Origin of the sequence: Proteus sp. G4380, assembly GCF_963885725.1 — a bacterium.
GTDB classification, from domain to species: Bacteria; Pseudomonadota; Gammaproteobacteria; order Enterobacterales; family Enterobacteriaceae; genus Proteus; species Proteus mirabilis.
The window spans coordinates 1-16,425 of the sequence record NZ_CAWPAV010000179.1 but is presented as its reverse complement, the minus strand read 5'-3'; the positions used below and the strand labels follow the sequence as shown (position 1 = coordinate 16,425).

The 16,425-nt window shown below is 39.9% G+C and carries 17 protein-coding genes; 13 read left to right on the top strand and 4 right to left on the bottom strand.

The features are described 5' to 3' along the window. Positions 1 to 15: 15 nt before the first annotated feature. The 7 genes from radC to AACU98_RS15625 all read left to right on the top strand — a co-directional run bounded on the left by radC (position 16) and on the right by AACU98_RS15625 (position 6,052). Complete coding sequence (radC, locus tag AACU98_RS15655) at positions 16 to 687, top strand: RadC family protein (RefSeq protein WP_161734633.1); 672 nt, start codon at positions 16 to 18, stop codon at positions 685 to 687. Positions 688 to 934: 247 nt separating this feature from the next. After that, complete coding sequence (gene rpmB / locus AACU98_RS15650) at positions 935 to 1,171, top strand: 50S ribosomal protein L28 (RefSeq protein WP_004246485.1); 237 nt, start codon at positions 935 to 937, stop codon at positions 1,169 to 1,171. A gap of 11 nt (positions 1,172 to 1,182) precedes the next feature. Next, positions 1,183 to 1,350: a 50S ribosomal protein L33 gene (gene rpmG / locus AACU98_RS15645; protein ID WP_004246483.1), complete on the top strand. Its 168-nt coding sequence runs from the start codon at positions 1,183 to 1,185 to the stop codon at positions 1,348 to 1,350. Between the two features lie 149 nt (positions 1,351 to 1,499). Continuing rightward, positions 1,500 to 2,627, top strand: coding sequence for a glycosyltransferase family 4 protein (locus tag AACU98_RS15640; RefSeq protein ID WP_012368651.1), 1,128 nt, complete (start codon positions 1,500 to 1,502; stop codon positions 2,625 to 2,627). A gap of 138 nt (positions 2,628 to 2,765) precedes the next feature. Then, positions 2,766 to 3,767, top strand: coding sequence for a glycosyltransferase family 9 protein (locus tag AACU98_RS15635; RefSeq protein ID WP_161734630.1), 1,002 nt, complete (start codon positions 2,766 to 2,768; stop codon positions 3,765 to 3,767). A 3-nt stretch (positions 3,768 to 3,770) separates the two neighbouring features. Further along, positions 3,771 to 4,877, top strand: coding sequence for a glycosyltransferase family 4 protein (locus tag AACU98_RS15630; RefSeq protein WP_161734627.1), 1,107 nt, complete (start codon positions 3,771 to 3,773; stop codon positions 4,875 to 4,877). Further along, positions 4,874 to 6,052 (top strand): glycosyltransferase family 4 protein, encoded by a 1,179-nt coding sequence (locus tag AACU98_RS15625; protein WP_161734623.1) that lies wholly within the window; start codon positions 4,874 to 4,876, stop codon positions 6,050 to 6,052. Before AACU98_RS15630 ends, AACU98_RS15625 begins: the two co-directional genes overlap by 4 nt. Here the strand turns inward: AACU98_RS15625 and rfaL are convergent. Next, positions 6,045 to 7,313, bottom strand: a complete 1,269-nt coding sequence (gene rfaL / locus AACU98_RS15620; protein WP_161734620.1) for an O-antigen ligase RfaL — start codon at positions 7,311 to 7,313, stop codon at positions 6,045 to 6,047. The genes AACU98_RS15625 and rfaL overlap by 8 nt on opposite strands. A gap of 121 nt (positions 7,314 to 7,434) precedes the next feature. Here rfaL and mutM point away from each other — a divergent pair, with 121 nt between their 5' ends. Continuing rightward, positions 7,435 to 8,259, top strand: a complete 825-nt coding sequence (gene mutM, locus AACU98_RS15615; protein ID WP_036971872.1) for a bifunctional DNA-formamidopyrimidine glycosylase/DNA-(apurinic or apyrimidinic site) lyase — start codon at positions 7,435 to 7,437, stop codon at positions 8,257 to 8,259. Here mutM and coaD read toward each other — a convergent pair. From coaD to waaA, 3 genes are read right to left on the bottom strand one after another with little or no spacing between them, the layout of a single operon-like run. Next, positions 8,256 to 8,741 carry a pantetheine-phosphate adenylyltransferase gene (gene coaD / locus AACU98_RS15610; RefSeq protein ID WP_004246474.1) on the bottom strand — a complete coding sequence of 162 codons (486 nt, stop codon included), beginning with the start codon at positions 8,739 to 8,741 and terminating at the stop codon, positions 8,256 to 8,258. The genes mutM and coaD overlap by 4 nt on opposite strands. Continuing rightward, positions 8,731 to 9,510 (bottom strand): glycosyltransferase family 2 protein, encoded by a 780-nt coding sequence (locus tag AACU98_RS15605; RefSeq protein WP_161734617.1) that lies wholly within the window; start codon positions 9,508 to 9,510, stop codon positions 8,731 to 8,733. The genes coaD and AACU98_RS15605 overlap by 11 nt, the downstream gene beginning before the upstream one ends. Next, entirely contained in the window at positions 9,510 to 10,787 is a 1,278-nt protein-coding gene (gene waaA, locus AACU98_RS15600; RefSeq protein ID WP_004246472.1) for a lipid IV(A) 3-deoxy-D-manno-octulosonic acid transferase, read from the bottom strand. Before waaA ends, AACU98_RS15605 begins: the two co-directional genes overlap by 1 nt. Positions 10,788 to 11,004: 217 nt before the next feature. Between waaA and rfaQ the strand changes: the two genes are divergently transcribed. Genes rfaQ through AACU98_RS15575 form a run of 5 tightly spaced genes read left to right on the top strand, consistent with a single transcriptional unit; the run spans position 11,005 to position 16,352 of the window. Continuing rightward, on the top strand, positions 11,005 to 12,069 hold the full coding sequence (rfaQ, locus tag AACU98_RS15595; protein WP_017826995.1) for a putative lipopolysaccharide heptosyltransferase III: 1,065 nt from the start codon (positions 11,005 to 11,007) through the stop codon (positions 12,067 to 12,069). Then, entirely contained in the window at positions 12,066 to 13,196 is a 1,131-nt protein-coding gene (locus AACU98_RS15590; protein ID WP_012368655.1) for a glycosyltransferase family 4 protein, read from the top strand. The genes rfaQ and AACU98_RS15590 overlap by 4 nt, the downstream gene beginning before the upstream one ends. Further along, positions 13,193 to 14,290, top strand: coding sequence for a glycosyltransferase (locus tag AACU98_RS15585; RefSeq protein WP_004249931.1), 1,098 nt, complete (start codon positions 13,193 to 13,195; stop codon positions 14,288 to 14,290). The genes AACU98_RS15590 and AACU98_RS15585 overlap by 4 nt, the downstream gene beginning before the upstream one ends. A 36-nt stretch (positions 14,291 to 14,326) precedes the next feature. Next, positions 14,327 to 15,289 carry a polysaccharide deacetylase family protein gene (locus tag AACU98_RS15580; protein ID WP_012368656.1) on the top strand — a complete coding sequence of 321 codons (963 nt, stop codon included), beginning with the start codon at positions 14,327 to 14,329 and terminating at the stop codon, positions 15,287 to 15,289. 1 nt (position 15,290) lies between these two features. After that, a complete protein-coding gene (locus AACU98_RS15575; protein ID WP_012368657.1) occupies positions 15,291 to 16,352 on the top strand; it encodes a glycosyltransferase family 9 protein in 1,062 nt (353 codons plus the stop codon). Positions 16,353 to 16,425: the final 73 nt, after the last annotated feature.

Sequence of the window (16,425 nt, the reverse complement as noted above, 5' to 3'; positions counted from 1 at the left end):
GGGAGAGCACAAAGAATGGAAAACGCAACCATAGAGACACTCTTACCGAGAGAAAAACTGCTGTTGCATGGTGTAGAATCGTTAACGGATGCAGAGTTATTGGCCATTTTTTTACGTACAGGCACCTATGAAAAATCGGTATTAGAATTAGCCGACTTCTTACTTAGAAAGTGTGGTTCTCTCTATCATGTGATTAATGCGAATTATGAAACATTAGGCTGTTTTAAGGGGATAGGTGTGGGTAAATTTACCCAATTACAAGCTATTAATGAGATGGCTCAACGCTTTATTAAAACAAAGTTTATGCATAAAAATATCCTCTCCTCATCCGCAGAAACCAAAAGTTATTTGCAAAAACGACTTAATTGGCGTGATAGAGAAGTATTTGTCGTGCTATTTTTAGATAACCAAAACCAAATGATCGCCTGTGAGGAAATGTTTAAAGGAACGGTGGATCGTGTTGAAGTTCACCCCAGAGAAATTATTCGCCAGTCGATTAAAAAGAACGCTGCATCGATTATTTTAGCCCATAACCATCCTTCAGGTCTGTCTGAGCCAAGTCTTGCCGATAAGCAGATAACAGAAAAAATTTTTACAGCCTGTCAATTAGTCGGTATAAAAGTGCTTGATCACCTTGTGGTAGGGCATGATAACTGTGTTTCTTTTGCTGAACGAGGTTGGTTATAGCCAATATTTTTTAAAATTATTGACAATCTTTATTGTACGGGTCTTGAGCGTTGAGGCCATTGGGCGTATACTACGCCACCTTTGAGGATCTTGGGTTTGGCGAGAAGAGCCTATCTCAGCAAGTTTTTTCTGAGGTGTTTACACAGTTTTTCAATCGTTAAAAGTTGCTGAGATGGGCTCCAAAGCCTGACGAGGCGGCCAAACCTGATACTAAAGCTCGAGCTGATTAGATTTTTGGAGAATAGACATGTCCCGAGTCTGCCAAGTTACCGGCAAGCGTCCTGTGAGTGGAAACAACCGCTCTCACGCATTAAACGCGACTAAACGCCGTTTTCTGCCAAACCTGCACTCTCACCGTTTCTGGGTTGAGTCTGAGAAACGTTTCGTAACTCTGCGTGTATCTGCTAAAGGTATGCGTGTGATCGATAAGAAAGGCATCGAATCTGTATTAGCAGATTTACGTGCCCGTGGTGAGAAGTACTAAGGAGCTGAAAAATGGCTAAAGGTATTCGCGAGAAAATTAAACTCGTTTCTTCTGCTGGTACAGGTCACTTCTATACCACTACGAAGAACAAACGCACTATGCCAGAAAAACTGGAAATGAAAAAATTCGATCCAGTTGTTCGTCAGCATGTGACTTATAAAGAAGCTAAAATTAAATAATTTTAGTTCTCTGAAAAAAAACCCGACCTTAGCGTCGGGTTTTTTGTTATCTGGCTTGCGCTAAGTATAACAAAGTAAAGCTATTATGATCTTTATTGACTCTTTCGTTATACTAGTGCCCTTTTTATCTATCGAGTGAATAGTTGCAGATGAGTAAATCGGTGTTATCTATCTTACATACAGAGTCGTCTTGTGGTTGGGGTGGTCAAGAAATCCGTATTTTGACAGAATCTCAAGGCATGGTGCAAAGAGGGCACCATGTGACACTGGTTTGCTGTCCAAACTCAAAAATTGCCAAAGCAGCCCCTGACTATGGTATTGAGGTTGTCACATTACCGATTGAAAAAAAACGCGGATCTGCACTGATGGCATTGCGTAATTGGTTAAAAGTCCATCGTCAGCAATTTGATGTGATTAATACCCATAGCTCGACAGATGCTTGGTTAGTTGCGCTATCTTGTGCTTCATTACGCCACTCTCCCGCCATAGTACGTACTCGCCATGTATCTACCGATGTATCACGTTCACTGCCCACGCGTTGGCTCTATCTGTCTTCAAGTGCCCATATTGTCACTACTGGTGAAAAATTACGCCAAACCTTACATCAATATAATCGTTTTCCGCTTAGTCAAATGACTTCAGTTCCTACGGGGATCGATTTAGAAAAATTCTCGCCACAAAATAAACAGCAAGCACGAGAAAAAATAGGTGTGCCTAATAAACCTACATTAGGGATTGTGGCAACAATGCGGGTATGGAAAGGACATAAATACCTAATAGAAGCATGGAAAACACTGCATCTTCAATTTCCTGACTGGCAACTACTTCTCGTCGGAGATGGCCCACAACGTAAAAATTTACAACCGATGGTTAAACTTGCAGGGTTAGAAGAGAGTGTCTTTTTCTTAGGCAACCGCAATGATGTGCCGGATTGCTTAAATGCAATGGATTTATTTGCCTTACCCTCTTTTGGTAACGAAGGGGTGCCACAAGGTATTATGCAAGCGATGGCTTGCGGATTACCGGTGGTATCAACCACAGTAGGTGCAATTAGTGAAGCGGTGATTGATGGTAAAACCGGCTTTACATTGGCACCTCAAGTACAAGAAACCCTAATCAATTACCTTGCTAAATTAATGGCCTCTGATGAGTTACGTCAACAAATGGGGCAAGCGTCATTAGCCCATGCCAAAGCTCAGTTTGGTTTAGATAACATGCTAGATAAAATGGAAAAAATATTTATTAACGCCATTAGCCTTAAAGATAAATCACGATAATTGATATCCAATAAAGTCGCTAAGGGCTAATTATCCTGTATCTGATGTTATATTTTCATTCTGTTTATGAATATTTGTAATGCTTTTTAGTGTATAGTCTGGAAAGTAAATGTATCATTTAAACTAAATAAAAAGTGTATGGATCCAAAAAACATATTGGTTATAGCAATTGCGCGTTTTGGTGATACGTTACTGATCACGCCGGTGATCCACGCACTAAAAGAGCGTTGGCCGAATGCCCGTATTCATGTATTGGCGCATAAACGCAGTGCCTGCATCTTGCAGCACAATCCTGATATTTTTAGTGTTAAGCCTTTCTCGAAAAAGCGCGCCCGTTGGCGAGGATGGTTACCCCATAAACCTTATGATTTAGCTTTGGTATATGGAAATGATCATTCATTAGTGCAGTATGCCCGCCGTCAATCACAACATGTAGTGGCTTTTGCTGAAAATAACCAAAAGCAATCAGACATAACATGGGTGGCTTACCCTAAAGAGTTAATGGTGGCACAAAAAGAGCGTGCTTTATTAATTAATGCATTAGGAATTTACCCAACCAATTGGCAATTACGCTACTCTATTAGTTCAGAAGAAAAGCAATTTGCCCAACAGTTTATAGAGAGTAATGCATTAATTAATAAGCACATTATTGGCTTACAATTACAAAGTTTTCCTGCCAAAGCTTACCGAGATTGGCCTATAGAACACTTTTTGCAGTTAGCCAAACAGATAATGACTCATGACGAGCAGGCCTATTTTCTGTTATTAGGTGGGAAAGAGAGCCAACAAGTCGCCATTGAACTGGCGAAAAAAATAGATACTGAGCATTGTTTGGCATTAGCAGGGCAAGTTTCTATGCGCGAAAATGCTGCCATTATGGCGCATTTGTCGCTCTATATCGGGGTTGATACAGGGCCGACGCATTTAGCTGGCGCGTTAGGTATTCCGATGGTAGCTATGTATCATAGCTATCATCCCGGATGTTATTTAGCGCCATTACAACATTCATGTTGTCATATTATCCAACATCCTATTGCGTTAGCCGATGCAAGTCGTGAAGATAGTATGTCTGATATTTCTGTCGCCAATGTTTGGCATGCCGTTAGCGATATTTTAAATGGAATAAAGGTGAAACAGTAACTCATGAAGATTGGCTTAATTGATGTCACAATCACAATGTCTTATGGTGGGATCCAAACCGCAGTATGGGAGCTTGCCAAACAGTTACATGATGCGGGACATGAGGTACATCTTTATGGGGGCAATGGTGATGTCAGGCATGAACTAGCAGGCCGACAAATTCATATTCATACCTATCCTTATACACCAAGAGAGAAAGTTATCGATCTCGGTGGTCGTTTTCGTCGTATTGTTGAACGTTATAGTTTTGCTCGCTATGCTAAACAAGATGTTATTCGACAAAATTTTGATTGGATTATTTTAACCAAGCCGTTTGATTTCTTTTGGCCTGCAATGATGCCCAAATCTTGCTCGACACGTTTTTGTTATATGAGTGGTGGCACCAGCTTTTTTAAAGGTGATCGTAAACTGGCGAAAAAAATCTCTGCTTGGGTTGCGTGTAGCCATTTTAATGCTTGGCAAATTCAGCAGCATTTTAAACAATTTCCTGCGGTTATCTATAATGGTGTTGATATGGCAAAGTTTAAGCCTATGACAACATCTTTGCGCCAACAGCTCGGTGTGAGTGAGCCTACATTTTTATTGGCATTTGCGGGGCGTGTAGTCGGTTGGAAAGGCTTAAGTGTTGCTATTGATGCAATAGCCCAATTGCGAGATGAAGACGTTAAGTTACTGATCATCGGCGCGGGTGATGCGCTTGAACAATTAAAAAATAAAGCGATGGTAAAAGGTGTTGCTGAACAAGTTATTTTTCATCAACCAGTTGAGCATGCAATGTTACCTGAGTTTTATGCCGCTTGTGATGCGGGGGTTTTCCCGAGTATCGGCGATGAAGCATTTGGGATCACCATTGCAGAAGCAATGGCATGCGGAAAACCGGTGATTGCCAGCTATATTGGCGGTATTCCTGAGGTGGTAGGCAATGAGCAAAGTGCAGGATTATTGGTAACCCCAGGTGATGTAACCGCGATGGTGAAAGCCATCAACCATCTTCGGGCATTGCCGGATAGAGGTAAAGCAATGGGCGAAAATGCACGCCAACGCATTGCTTCTCACTATACTTGGCAACATTCAGCACAACGATTACTACAGGCATTAAAAACAGAATGATGAAAATCGCCTATCTTGATCCTTATCCCGTTCCCGATTTGCGTGTGGCTTCATTGCAAATATTGCAAAATGTTGATGCGTTTGCCCGTGCCGGTGCACAAGTGACGCTAGTCACCCCCAAAGGACAGTATCGAGATAGCGATATTCTCGGGCGTGATATTCATAGCAATGCGCGGTTAATTGCGCTAAGAGATATCAGACGTAAATGGTATTTTCCCTTTAATTCGCAAAAGCTATTTTCATTACAAATTGCACGTTGGTTAAAACAACACCCTGTTGATGCACTATTTACGCGTAATTTAAAACTGGCCTGCTATCTGGCTGAGAACCATGCAGATATTCCGCTTTTTTTCGAAAGCCATGAGATTTTTGCGCAATCTTTTGCAGAGTCGCACTCTTTTGAAACGAAAAAAAATCGCCTGAAATACCATAAACTGCTAAAAATGGAGAAGTTGGTATACAGTCGCGCAACGGCAGTATTTGTGCTGACCTCGCTGTTAAGGGACGATATTATTTCGCAATATCAAGTAACCACGCCTATTACTATTGTACCCGATGGGGTGGATTTATATGCCGCAGATAGCAACAAAGATAGCCATAGAGATATAACCGCTACGACCAATAATGTAACAGAGGTACTTTATCTAGGTAGTTTGCATAAATGGAAAGGGATCCCCACCATGATGCGAGCGATGAAATATCTGGATAATGCTAGACTGAATATTGCCGGTGGGACGGCTGAGCAAATTAAAGGGCTACAATTGCTTGCTAAGGAGATGGATGTAAAAGAGAAAGTTAACTTTCTTGGTTTTATCGATCCTAAACAACGCTTTCAGGCGATTGCTCAACATGATATTTGTGTGTTGCCTTTAACCTTAACCAGTATCGGTAGTCGCTACACCTCTCCGTTAAAACTGTTTGAATATATGGCGATGAGAAAACCGGTGGTTATTTCAGATTTTCCATCAATTCGTGATGTGGTGGATGAAAAAGCGGTGAGTTTTGCTGATAGTGGTGATGCGCAGAGTTTTGCCCAACAAATTAAATTATTAAGAGAAGAGCCACAACGTACCAGTGAGAAAATCAATCACGCCCGCTCATTAGTTGAAAATTATTACAACTGGGATAAACGGGCAGAGACGATTTTACATTCCATCAATAAACTGATTAGCTAACGGATGTATCTTCTTGAGTCGGTATTGTTGAGGGCTGATTTAATAATGAATAGCGCAATGCTAACATTAACCCTAATAAAATACCCACTTGATTAATATAGGCATTTTCAAATAATCCACGCAGTACATAAACCCCTAAAAACGACATTAATAACACCAGTGCTGCTTGGCGAATAATTCCCTGATTTTTGCGGATCAATTGAATACCCTGAGCGATAAAAGACGCGCAAAAATAGAGTAGACTTATTAACCCCAAAATACCGCCGGCAAACCAGAAAGCTAAAAATACATTATGGGGACCAATCGATTTTTTAAAGACCCAGTTTTTATGCTGTTTGACTTGCTGATTATAAACATTATGGTAAAGCTGATTACCATAACCATAGCCTTTAATAGGTTGTGCTAAGATTAAATCTAAGGCTGAGCCTTGGGTACCACCATCAAATCTTAGTCCGCTATTGGTTTGCGATAGTTTATGTTTAAGTTTGGCGTTAATAAATTGGTTATTAGGTAATTGTGTTACACCGAAAAAGAGTGCAACGCAGATACCCATGCTGAGTAAAGTAAATATCCACTGGCGATTAATGATTAAGATAAGTAATGTACTAATCGCTAATGCGACCCAAGCCCCGCGTGCTAATGTCCCTAAGATTGCAAATAAAAATAATAGGCTAACCACACTTAATAAAAGCCAATTAATTATTGAATAATTTTTTTTCAATGCCCATAAGGCCAATATAATAGGAAAGAAAAATAGCAGAGCATAAGAGATTTCTCTATGCGCTAATTGACTTTTTTTTGTAAAAGGCAAAATATTTTGCTGATATTCCAAATAATACTGCGCCAACTCCTTTGCCATAATCACCAATAACCCCATGGCGAATGACACCATCACCATCTTCGCAATTGCCGTAGGTGTTTCTTTATACAATACAATGGGAAACGCAATAGCAAAGAGCAGTAAGCCATTTAAAATCGGCTTATTCATCTCTTTTAGACTCAGTGCGGGCTCTACGGAAATCACCACTGAATAGCCAATGGCGAGCAATAAGAAAAACAGCGCATAGGCAAGATTATTTTTAAAAATCTGACCAATAGTGCGAAAATCACGCACTAGATACCAAAGTGCCGTTGCACCAATTAGCCCCATCACTATATTTTTATAGCGAGTGATATCGGGTAAGTAGATCAATATAATGTAAAGTCCAATAATGGATAAATTCCATAAAGATTTTTTACTATCGTCTTTAAACAACATCATAATAAGCTACCACTGTCCTTTATGTTATATTGCTCTAGCGGTTTGTGGGGATGAATGGCTCATCATACAATAAAAATGATGTTATCGCTGTATTTCTCAAGTGACAATAATGGAGTGACTTGTGCCAGAATTACCAGAAGTTGAAACCAGTCGCCGAGGTATTGAGCCTCATTTAGCGGGCAATATCTTGCACTACGCGATAGTGCGTAACAGTAAATTACGTTGGCCTGTTTCTGAAAAAATCAAAACCTTGCTGGATGAACCGATTTTAAGTGTTAAACGGCGCGCTAAATATCTGTTAATTGAATTAAATCAAGGATGGATCATTGTTCATTTAGGCATGTCCGGCAGTGTACGTATCTTGCCAGAAGAGCGGCCTGAAGAGAAACACGATCATATTGATTTAGTGTTTCGTGATGGCAAAGTACTACGCTATACCGATCCGCGTCGTTTCGGTGCATGGCTATGGTGTGAAGATTTAGCCACCAGCTCCGTATTAGCCCATTTAGGGCCAGAGCCGCTTTCGGCGCAATTTAACGCGCAATATTTATATCAACAGAGCAAAAATAAAAAAATCGCCATCAAACCATGGCTAATGGATAACAAACTGGTGGTGGGTGTCGGCAATATTTATGCGAACGAAGCACTCTTTTCATCAGGGATCATGCCAGATAGAAAAGCCAGTAGCTTAACCGAGCAAGAGTGTGACGTATTGGTTAATGCCATTAAAACGGTATTAACTCGCTCGATAGAGCAAGGGGGAACCACTTTAAAAGATTTTCTACAATCTGATGGTAAACCAGGTTATTTTGCCCAAGAGCTATTTGTCTACGGGCGCAAAGATAAAGCGTGCTTAATTTGTGGTCATACTATTGAAAGTATTAAGCAGGGGCAACGTAGCACTTTCTTTTGCCGACATTGCCAACATGGTGAAATAACCGATTAACGCTTACCGAGCTTTTGTAGCATTGCTGTAGCAACCACTTCAGGTAAAAAAGTCGATACATCGCCGTCATGACGTGCCACATCTTTGATAAGTGAAGAAGAAACAAAAGAGAGATTTTGTGAAGGTAACAAAAAGACACTATCGAGATCTGGGGCAAAATGACGGTTCATATTCGCCAGTTGCCACTCATATTCAAAATCAGAAACCGAGCGTACGCCACGGATCAAAATGGTCGCTTGCTGTTTTTTAGCAAAATTCGCCATTAACTCACAAAAGCCGACAACTTCCACATTCGGCAGGTGTTGGGTCACTTCTTTTGCTAAAGCGACACGCTCTTCTAAACTAAACATAGGGTTTTTACGGGCGCTGGCAGCAATAGCTAATAACACCGTGTCAAACATACCCGCAGCACGAGTGAGAATATCAATATGCCCATAGGTGATGGGATCAAAGGTTCCAGGGTAGATAGCTTTATTTTTCATATTCACGGTTTTTCCGGCTAAGTTCCCATAATGAGGCGTATTTATTAAAGGTATACTGTGCATTAACAAATGCCAATATTAATCCCTGTTTTCCATCTAAAATACCCATTCTCAGTAACCAAGTTTTAAAAAACGCCCCCAGCGTATGGCTAATAATGGCGCTATAACGGGTGGTTTTACCCTGCTGATTGCGCTCTTGTGCCCATGCTTTAGCGTATTTTAGCTGTTTTTGTTGGAACTCGATTAAATCACGACAAGTAAGATGCAGCAGATCCCCTGGTAAAGTTTTAATGGTTGCGCCTTGGGTTTCTAATGACTCATGAACCAAATTATCGTTATATTGATACTGTTCACGAGCATAAAGGCGGGTTACTTTATCGGGATACCAGCCACTATGTTTCATAAAACGGCCCATAAACAGGTTACGGCGAGCACAATTATAAACCACACCCGATTCAGGTTGTTGTAACACGGCTTGAATACTGGCTTTTAACTCAGGGGTAACACGCTCATCACTATCAATCATAAAAATATAATCGCCTGTGGCGTATTGCTGTGCTAATTGTCGCTGTTTACCAAACCCCGGCCATGGAGTGTTGCTAAATACTTTAGCCCCTTTTTCACGGGCCAATTGGCAAGTTGCATCGTCGCTCCCTGAGTCTAAAACAATAATTTCATCAGCCCATTGTACCGAGTCTAAACATGCTTCAATAACATCCGCAACGTTTTTACTGATCATCACGACCGAGAGGCGTTTACTTTCACTCATCAGTGACTCCGTGGTGGCAGATAGGGAGAGAGTAAGGTTAATAAGCGCAATAACGCCCCTTGATTCTCATGAAGTACCTCTACGGCATGGTGTCCATAATAGCGGCGATAATCTTCATCATTGAGTAATGAGGCGATAGCCGTCGCCATAGAGTCACTATCAGTGACGGTAATTAGCCCTTCAGCTTGGTCTAACTTGGCACAGATATTTTTAAAATTAAAAGTATAAGGGCCCATTAATACCGGAATAGCATGGGCTGCGGCTTCTAATGGGTTATGTCCACCACGCTCGACTAAACTGCCTCCAACAAAGGCCAGATCAGCAATACCATATAGCAACATTAACTCCCCCATAGTATCGCCTATCACCACTTGGGTTTGTGCATCGGGAATAGCATCGCTACTGCGTAGGGTATATTTAAAGCCGGCCTCTTGGGTAAGTTGCTCTGCTTTTGCAAAACGTTCTGGATGGCGGGGAACTAAAATCAGCAACAGTTGAGGAAATTGTGCCAGTAATTTTTTATGGGTATCTAAGACAATCGCCTCTTCCCCTTCATGGGTACTGGTGGCTATCCAGACAGGACGATGTGCTGCCCACTGACGACGTAGTGCCACGGCTTTAGCAGCGAGCTCAGGGGTGACCGAGATATCAAACTTTAAGCTACCGGTAATATGCAGATGTGAGCGTTTTAGCCCTAAAGCAATAAAACGTTCGCCATCTTCCTGATTTTGGGCAGCAATTAAGGTAATTTTTCTCAGCATAGTTTTGACAAAACTACCTAGTTTTTGATAACCCGCTGCTGAGCGCTCTGATAAGCGAGCATTAGCAATAATCAATGGGATTTTGCGACGATAAAGCTGTGAGATAAGATTTGGCCACAGCTCTGTTTCCATGATGATCACCAATTTCGGATCAACCGTTGTAAGAAAACGATTAACCGAGCCGGGTAAATCATAAGGAAGATAGACATGGTACACATCGTCACCAAATGCAGAGCGTACGCGCTCTGAGCCTGTTGGTGTCATGGTGGTGACGGTAATAGGTAAATCGGGATAATGGTGGCGTAATGCACGAACAAGAGGTACAGCGGCAAGTGTTTCACCCACTGAAACGGAGTGCAATAAAATGCCATGAGGCGCGACTTTGCCTCGACAAAAGCCATAGCGCTCACCCCACCGTTTGCGATAGGCGGGTGCTTTGCGGCTGCGTAATAAAAGACGTAGCCAAATCAGAGGTTGAATAAGGTAAAGAAGTACCTGATATAAACGCAACAACATGCTATCAAATTCACTTATCTGGACGAAAGCCTATAGTACCACACTGTGTAGGAGAAAGTGTGTAAAAACAAATGATATGATGATAGACCACGTTATTTATCATTTAACGGCTTTTTGGTGTACTAAAAACAGATTATTCAGATTATTTAAGAAATTAGTGAGGAAATTTTTTATAATCAAATAATAGAACGGATCAATAGGGTGCTTTTGGAGCGTTATGAGTAAAAAAATGACATTAATACAACGGGTTCTAATTATAAAACTACGCCATCATGGTGATACGTTGTTAATTACCCCTGTTATTAATACGCTAAAAGCGAATTATCCAAATGTGGAGGTTGATGTTTTAATTAACAAAGAAACCGCACCCATGATTGAGAATTTCTCTGCTATTGAAAATATTTTTTCCTTAGACAAGGCTTGGAAAAAAGAGGGTAAATTAGCTCGGTTTCGTCATGAGTGGCGGTTAGTTAATCAGTTAAGACATCGACAATATGATGTGGTGATTAATTTAGCTGATCAGTGGAATAGTGCGCTTATTACCCGCTTTACAGGCGCAAAAGTCCGTATCGGCTATGATATTTATAAACGACAAAGTCCTGTTTGGAAAAAGTGTTTTAGTGATTTAATCCCATTAGGCTCAGTTGATAATCGACATATTGTTGAACAAAATTTAGCACTACTACAACCGCTGTCATTGCAACAAATAGATACGCAAGTATCCATGACATACAGCCATCAAGACAAACAGGCTGTGATGGAAAAATTAAAAGCTTATGGTGTATTAACCCCTTATATTGTGATCCAGCCGACGTCTCGGTGGTTCTTTAAATGTTGGGATGAGCATAAATGGTCTGAATTAATAGATACTCTACAACAGCAGGGACATCAAATTGTTTTAACATCAGGGCCAGACTCCCGAGAAAAAGAGATGGTTGAAACCATTATTCAAGGATGTAAGACAAATGATAGCGTCTCTTTATCAGGGCAGTTATCTTTACCGCAACTTGGTGCATTGATTGATAATGCTGAGTTATTCATTGGAGTTGATTCAGTACCAATGCATATGGCTTCAGCACTAAAAACGCCACTGGTGGCACTGTTTGGTCCATCAAAATTATTTCATTGGTCGCCATGGCAACATATTGGCGAAGTTTTATGGGCGGGAAATTATGGAGAACTCCCAGATCCTGATGATGTACATACCAACACGCAAACGCGTTATTTAAGTTTAATTCCTGTTAAAGATGTACTTGAAGCCGTAAGGAGACAATTAAAATGAATACATTCCGCTTGGCGATAGTACGTCAAAAATATCGACCAGACGGTGGCGCTGAGCGTTTTGTTTCTCGCGCACTGGAAGCGTTAGATAATCAATCCGTAGAGTTGAATGTGATTACACGCTCTTGGATTGGCGCGGTGCAACCACAATGGCATATTCATATTGTTAACCCTTTTAAATGGGGACGGATTAGCCGTGAAAAAGGGTTTGCACAAGCAGCAAGACACTGTTGGCAACAAGAAAAGTTTGATTTAGTACAAAGCCATGAACGTATTGCTGGTTGTGATATTTACCGCGCAGGAGATGGTGTACATCGCCGTTGGTTACTGCAACGCTCTCGGGTTTTATCACCCTTACGAAGTAAATTACTGCTAAATAGTTGTTATCATCGTTATGTAATGAACGCAGAAAAAGAGATGTATCAATCTCCTGAGCTAAAACGGGTGATTTGCAATTCAGAAATGGTCAAACGTGAGGTGATGGAAGATTTTGGCGTTGAAAGTGAACGTATTAGTGTGATTTATAATGCGATTGATCATCAGCGTTTTTTCCCTGCCACGGCTCTTTATCGGCAACAATTACGTCAGCAATATCATATTCCGGTTGAGGGTAAGTGTTTTATTTATGTCGGCTCAGGGTTTGAACGTAAAGGGTTAAGAGCTGCTATTGAGGCGATTAGTCATACTAATGCTTACCTGATGGTGATTGGTCAAGACAAAGAGTACAAGAAATACCAACAATTAGCTCATCGATTAAACTGTCATCAAAGGATCTTATTTTTAGGTGTACAGAAAGACACCTTACCTTTCTATCAAATGGCTGATGGACTATTGTTACCCACTCTGTATGATCCTTTTCCTAATGTTATTTTAGAAGCTATGGCATGTGGATTACCGGTGATCACCAGTGATACATGTGGTGGAGCAGAATTTATTGAACAAGGTCTAAATGGATTTGTCACAGATGCATTAGATATACCCGCAATGATCGGTGCAATAGAGAGTATTCCGGCCGATAACTTAGGTAATAAGATGTCTAAGGCTGCACGAAATAAGATACTACCCTATACGCCTGAGAATTTGTCTCAACAACTGATCGAGCTTTACCAAAAGGTTCTTAGCCTATGAAGGAACATATACTTTTTATTATTGATGGATTACCGGGTGGTGGCGCTGAAAATGTCACGATCAGGCTTTGTCATGGCTTAAGTCAACGTGGTTATCAAGTTACATTACTCTCATTAGCAGAAAAATGTGACTATGCCATTCCTGCAGATATTGAACTATTAATTGATGCAGATAGTTACCATGGCTTATTTTATCGACAAACAGAATTAAAACGACGTGCCAACTCGATGGATAAGACCCTTCAGGCATTGTTTGCGCGCAAAGGCATTCCTGCGTTAATTGTCTCTAACTTACATAAGACTGACAGAATTGTTGCACTATCAAAACAACTGGCAGATAAGAATGTATGGTATTGTATTCACGGTATTTTTTCACAGTCTTATTTAGGCAATAAAAAAGGTTTTTCCCGCTGGTTAAAACAGAAGAAAATTCAAAAAGTCTATCAGGGTAAAAATATTATTACGGTATCAAATGCGGCAGGACAAGATTTAATAGAGAACATTAAAATTGTCCCTAATCAATTAAAAACAATTTATAACCCATTTGATATTCAAGAAATCAGAACATTGGCATCAGAAAATAATCCCTACCAAAAGCAGGATTATTTATTGCATATTGGTCGTTTTCATCAAGTAAAGCGCCATGACCGCTTATTAGAAGCGTTTGCTTTAGCCAATCTACCTTGTAAATTATTGATTGCAGGACAGGGATCTTCTGAGGTCACCAGCAATATTAAAAATAAAATTGTTGCACTAAATTTAGAAAATAAAGTGAGCTTAATTGGCTTTTTAGCCAATCCATTCCCTGTGATCAAAGATGCTAAAGCGGTGGTATTAAGCTCTGATAGTGAAGGCTTAGGAAATGTTTTAGTCGAATCACTTATTTGTAATACCCCTATAGTAAGTACTAATTGCCTTGGTGGGATCAGTGAAATTATGGAGGGTGAATTAGCAGATTATAAGTCTGAATTAAATTCAGCATCCTTGGCTGAAAAAATGCGTTTAGCTTACTTTAACCCGCCTAAAATTACGCCTAATATGTATCAAAAATTTGATATTGATGAAGTGATCCGTCAGTATATTTCATTAATTTAGCTATCTTATTCTCAAAGAGGACTTAGGTATTTTTCAATGAAAAAACCAGCATTTATTATCACATTAGATACCGAAGGCGATAATCTTTGGGAAAATGAGCATAATATTACTACGCAAAATACGCATTTTTTACCCCGTTTTCAGCAACTTTGCGAACGTTTTCAATTTAAACCCGTTTGGCTAACCAACTATGAAATGGCAATAGATGAAGCCTATATTGAGTTTGCACAAGATGTGATAGCCCGTAACACTGGGGAAATTGGTATGCACCTTCATGCATGGAATAGTCCCCCAATTGTTGCGTTAACGGACAATGATCTCCATTATCAGCCTTATTTAATTGAATACCCCAAATCGCAGATGCGCGATAAAATTGCCTTTATGACTGACTTACTGGAAAATAAACTACAAACAAAAATGTTAAGTCACCGTGCTGGGCGTTGGGCATTTAATGAAACTTATGCGCAGCTATTGATTGAATTTGGTTATCAAGTCGATTGCTCAGTCACACCAAAAGTCGATTGGCGTTTTACTAAAGGTGATCCGGCACAATCAGGCGGTACAGATTACAGTAATTTCCCAAGCCATGCGTACTTTATGGATGTTAATGATATCAGCAAAGCAGGGAATTCAACGTTACTTGAAGTGCCAATGAGTATTCAATATAAACATTCCCCTTTTATGAATAAAATTAAGCGAGGGTACGATAGGCTAAGAGGTAAACGACGCTCACCTTCAGTTAATTGGTTACGCCCTAAAGGGGGAAATGCCCAACAGATGATTGAAGTGGCACAAAAATCTTTAGCCCAAGGTCACTCTCATATTGAATTTATGTTGCACTCTTCAGAGTTTATGCCTGGTGGAAGCCCTACTTTTAGAACAGAACAAGATATTGATGGCTTATATAATGATTTAGAAACACTATTTAATTTCTTACAAGATAAAGTACAGGGAATGACATTGGCTGAGTATTATCAAAATAAAGTGCAGGCAAAATAAGATGAAGTTAAAGAAATTAAAATGGGTGCACTATTTTCTAAATCTCTATAACCCACTCTTTGGTAAGATGAAAAAAACGGCAACATTTTCATCTGATATCAAATTTAACAGTATTGTTATTTTTTCAACCACAGCGCTGGGGGATTTTATGTTTAATACCCCAGCCATCAGAGCAATTCGTGCACATTATCCTGATGCACATATCACACTGGTTTCTAGTGTAAAAAATAAGTTGTTAGTGGAAAACTATGAGCAAATAGATAGTGTGGTGTATTGGGATAATAAGATCAGAAACTTGTTACCGGTGGCTTTACAAGTTAAAAAGTATAAACCTGAGTTAGCGATTATTTTACATTCCCATCTTCCTTATGACGTATTATTTGCCGTGATGGCAGGTTGCCAATATATTTTACGCAATACTTATGATGTTATTCCAGCCTGGTTTAGAAAGTGGCTTGTGGCCGAATATCAGCCGGGGAAAGGACATATCATTCAAACTAAACTTAATCTTATTTATAATTTAGGAATTGATAGTACTGATACTAGAATGGAGCTCCCTTGTAAAATAGAACCATTAGCTCAAAGTAAAAATAACATTGTTGGTTTTCAGATGGGAGCATCAACACAAGAGCGTAGATGGCCTGTTGGATCTTTTGTGGAATTAGCGAAAAAATTAATTGATAGTGCGCCATTATTACAAATAAAGCTAATAGGTTCATCGAGAGAGCTGGAATTGCCAGAAGAATTTTTTGCTTTGTTACCTGAAAGATATCATCAAAATATAGAAAATTTGGTAGGTAAAACCTCACTACCTGATCTGTTAAGCCAAATAAAAACCATGGCGGTATTAATCACGGGAGATACTGGCCCGCTACATTTGGCAATAGCATTACAAGTACCCACAGTGAGTTTATTTGTGACGGCAGACCCAACATGGACAGGGCCTTATCAGGATAAGCATTTACATACGGTAATTAGTAAAAGAGTAAACCTATTAGAATATATTGATATGCCTATGAAAATTATTACAGTTGATGAAGTTTTTGATAAGATAAAAAGATAAGATATTAATACCTTATCTTTTAGAGTTTATTTTATAAATTTGATTCTTAAGTATCTTTTTTTGATGCTTATTT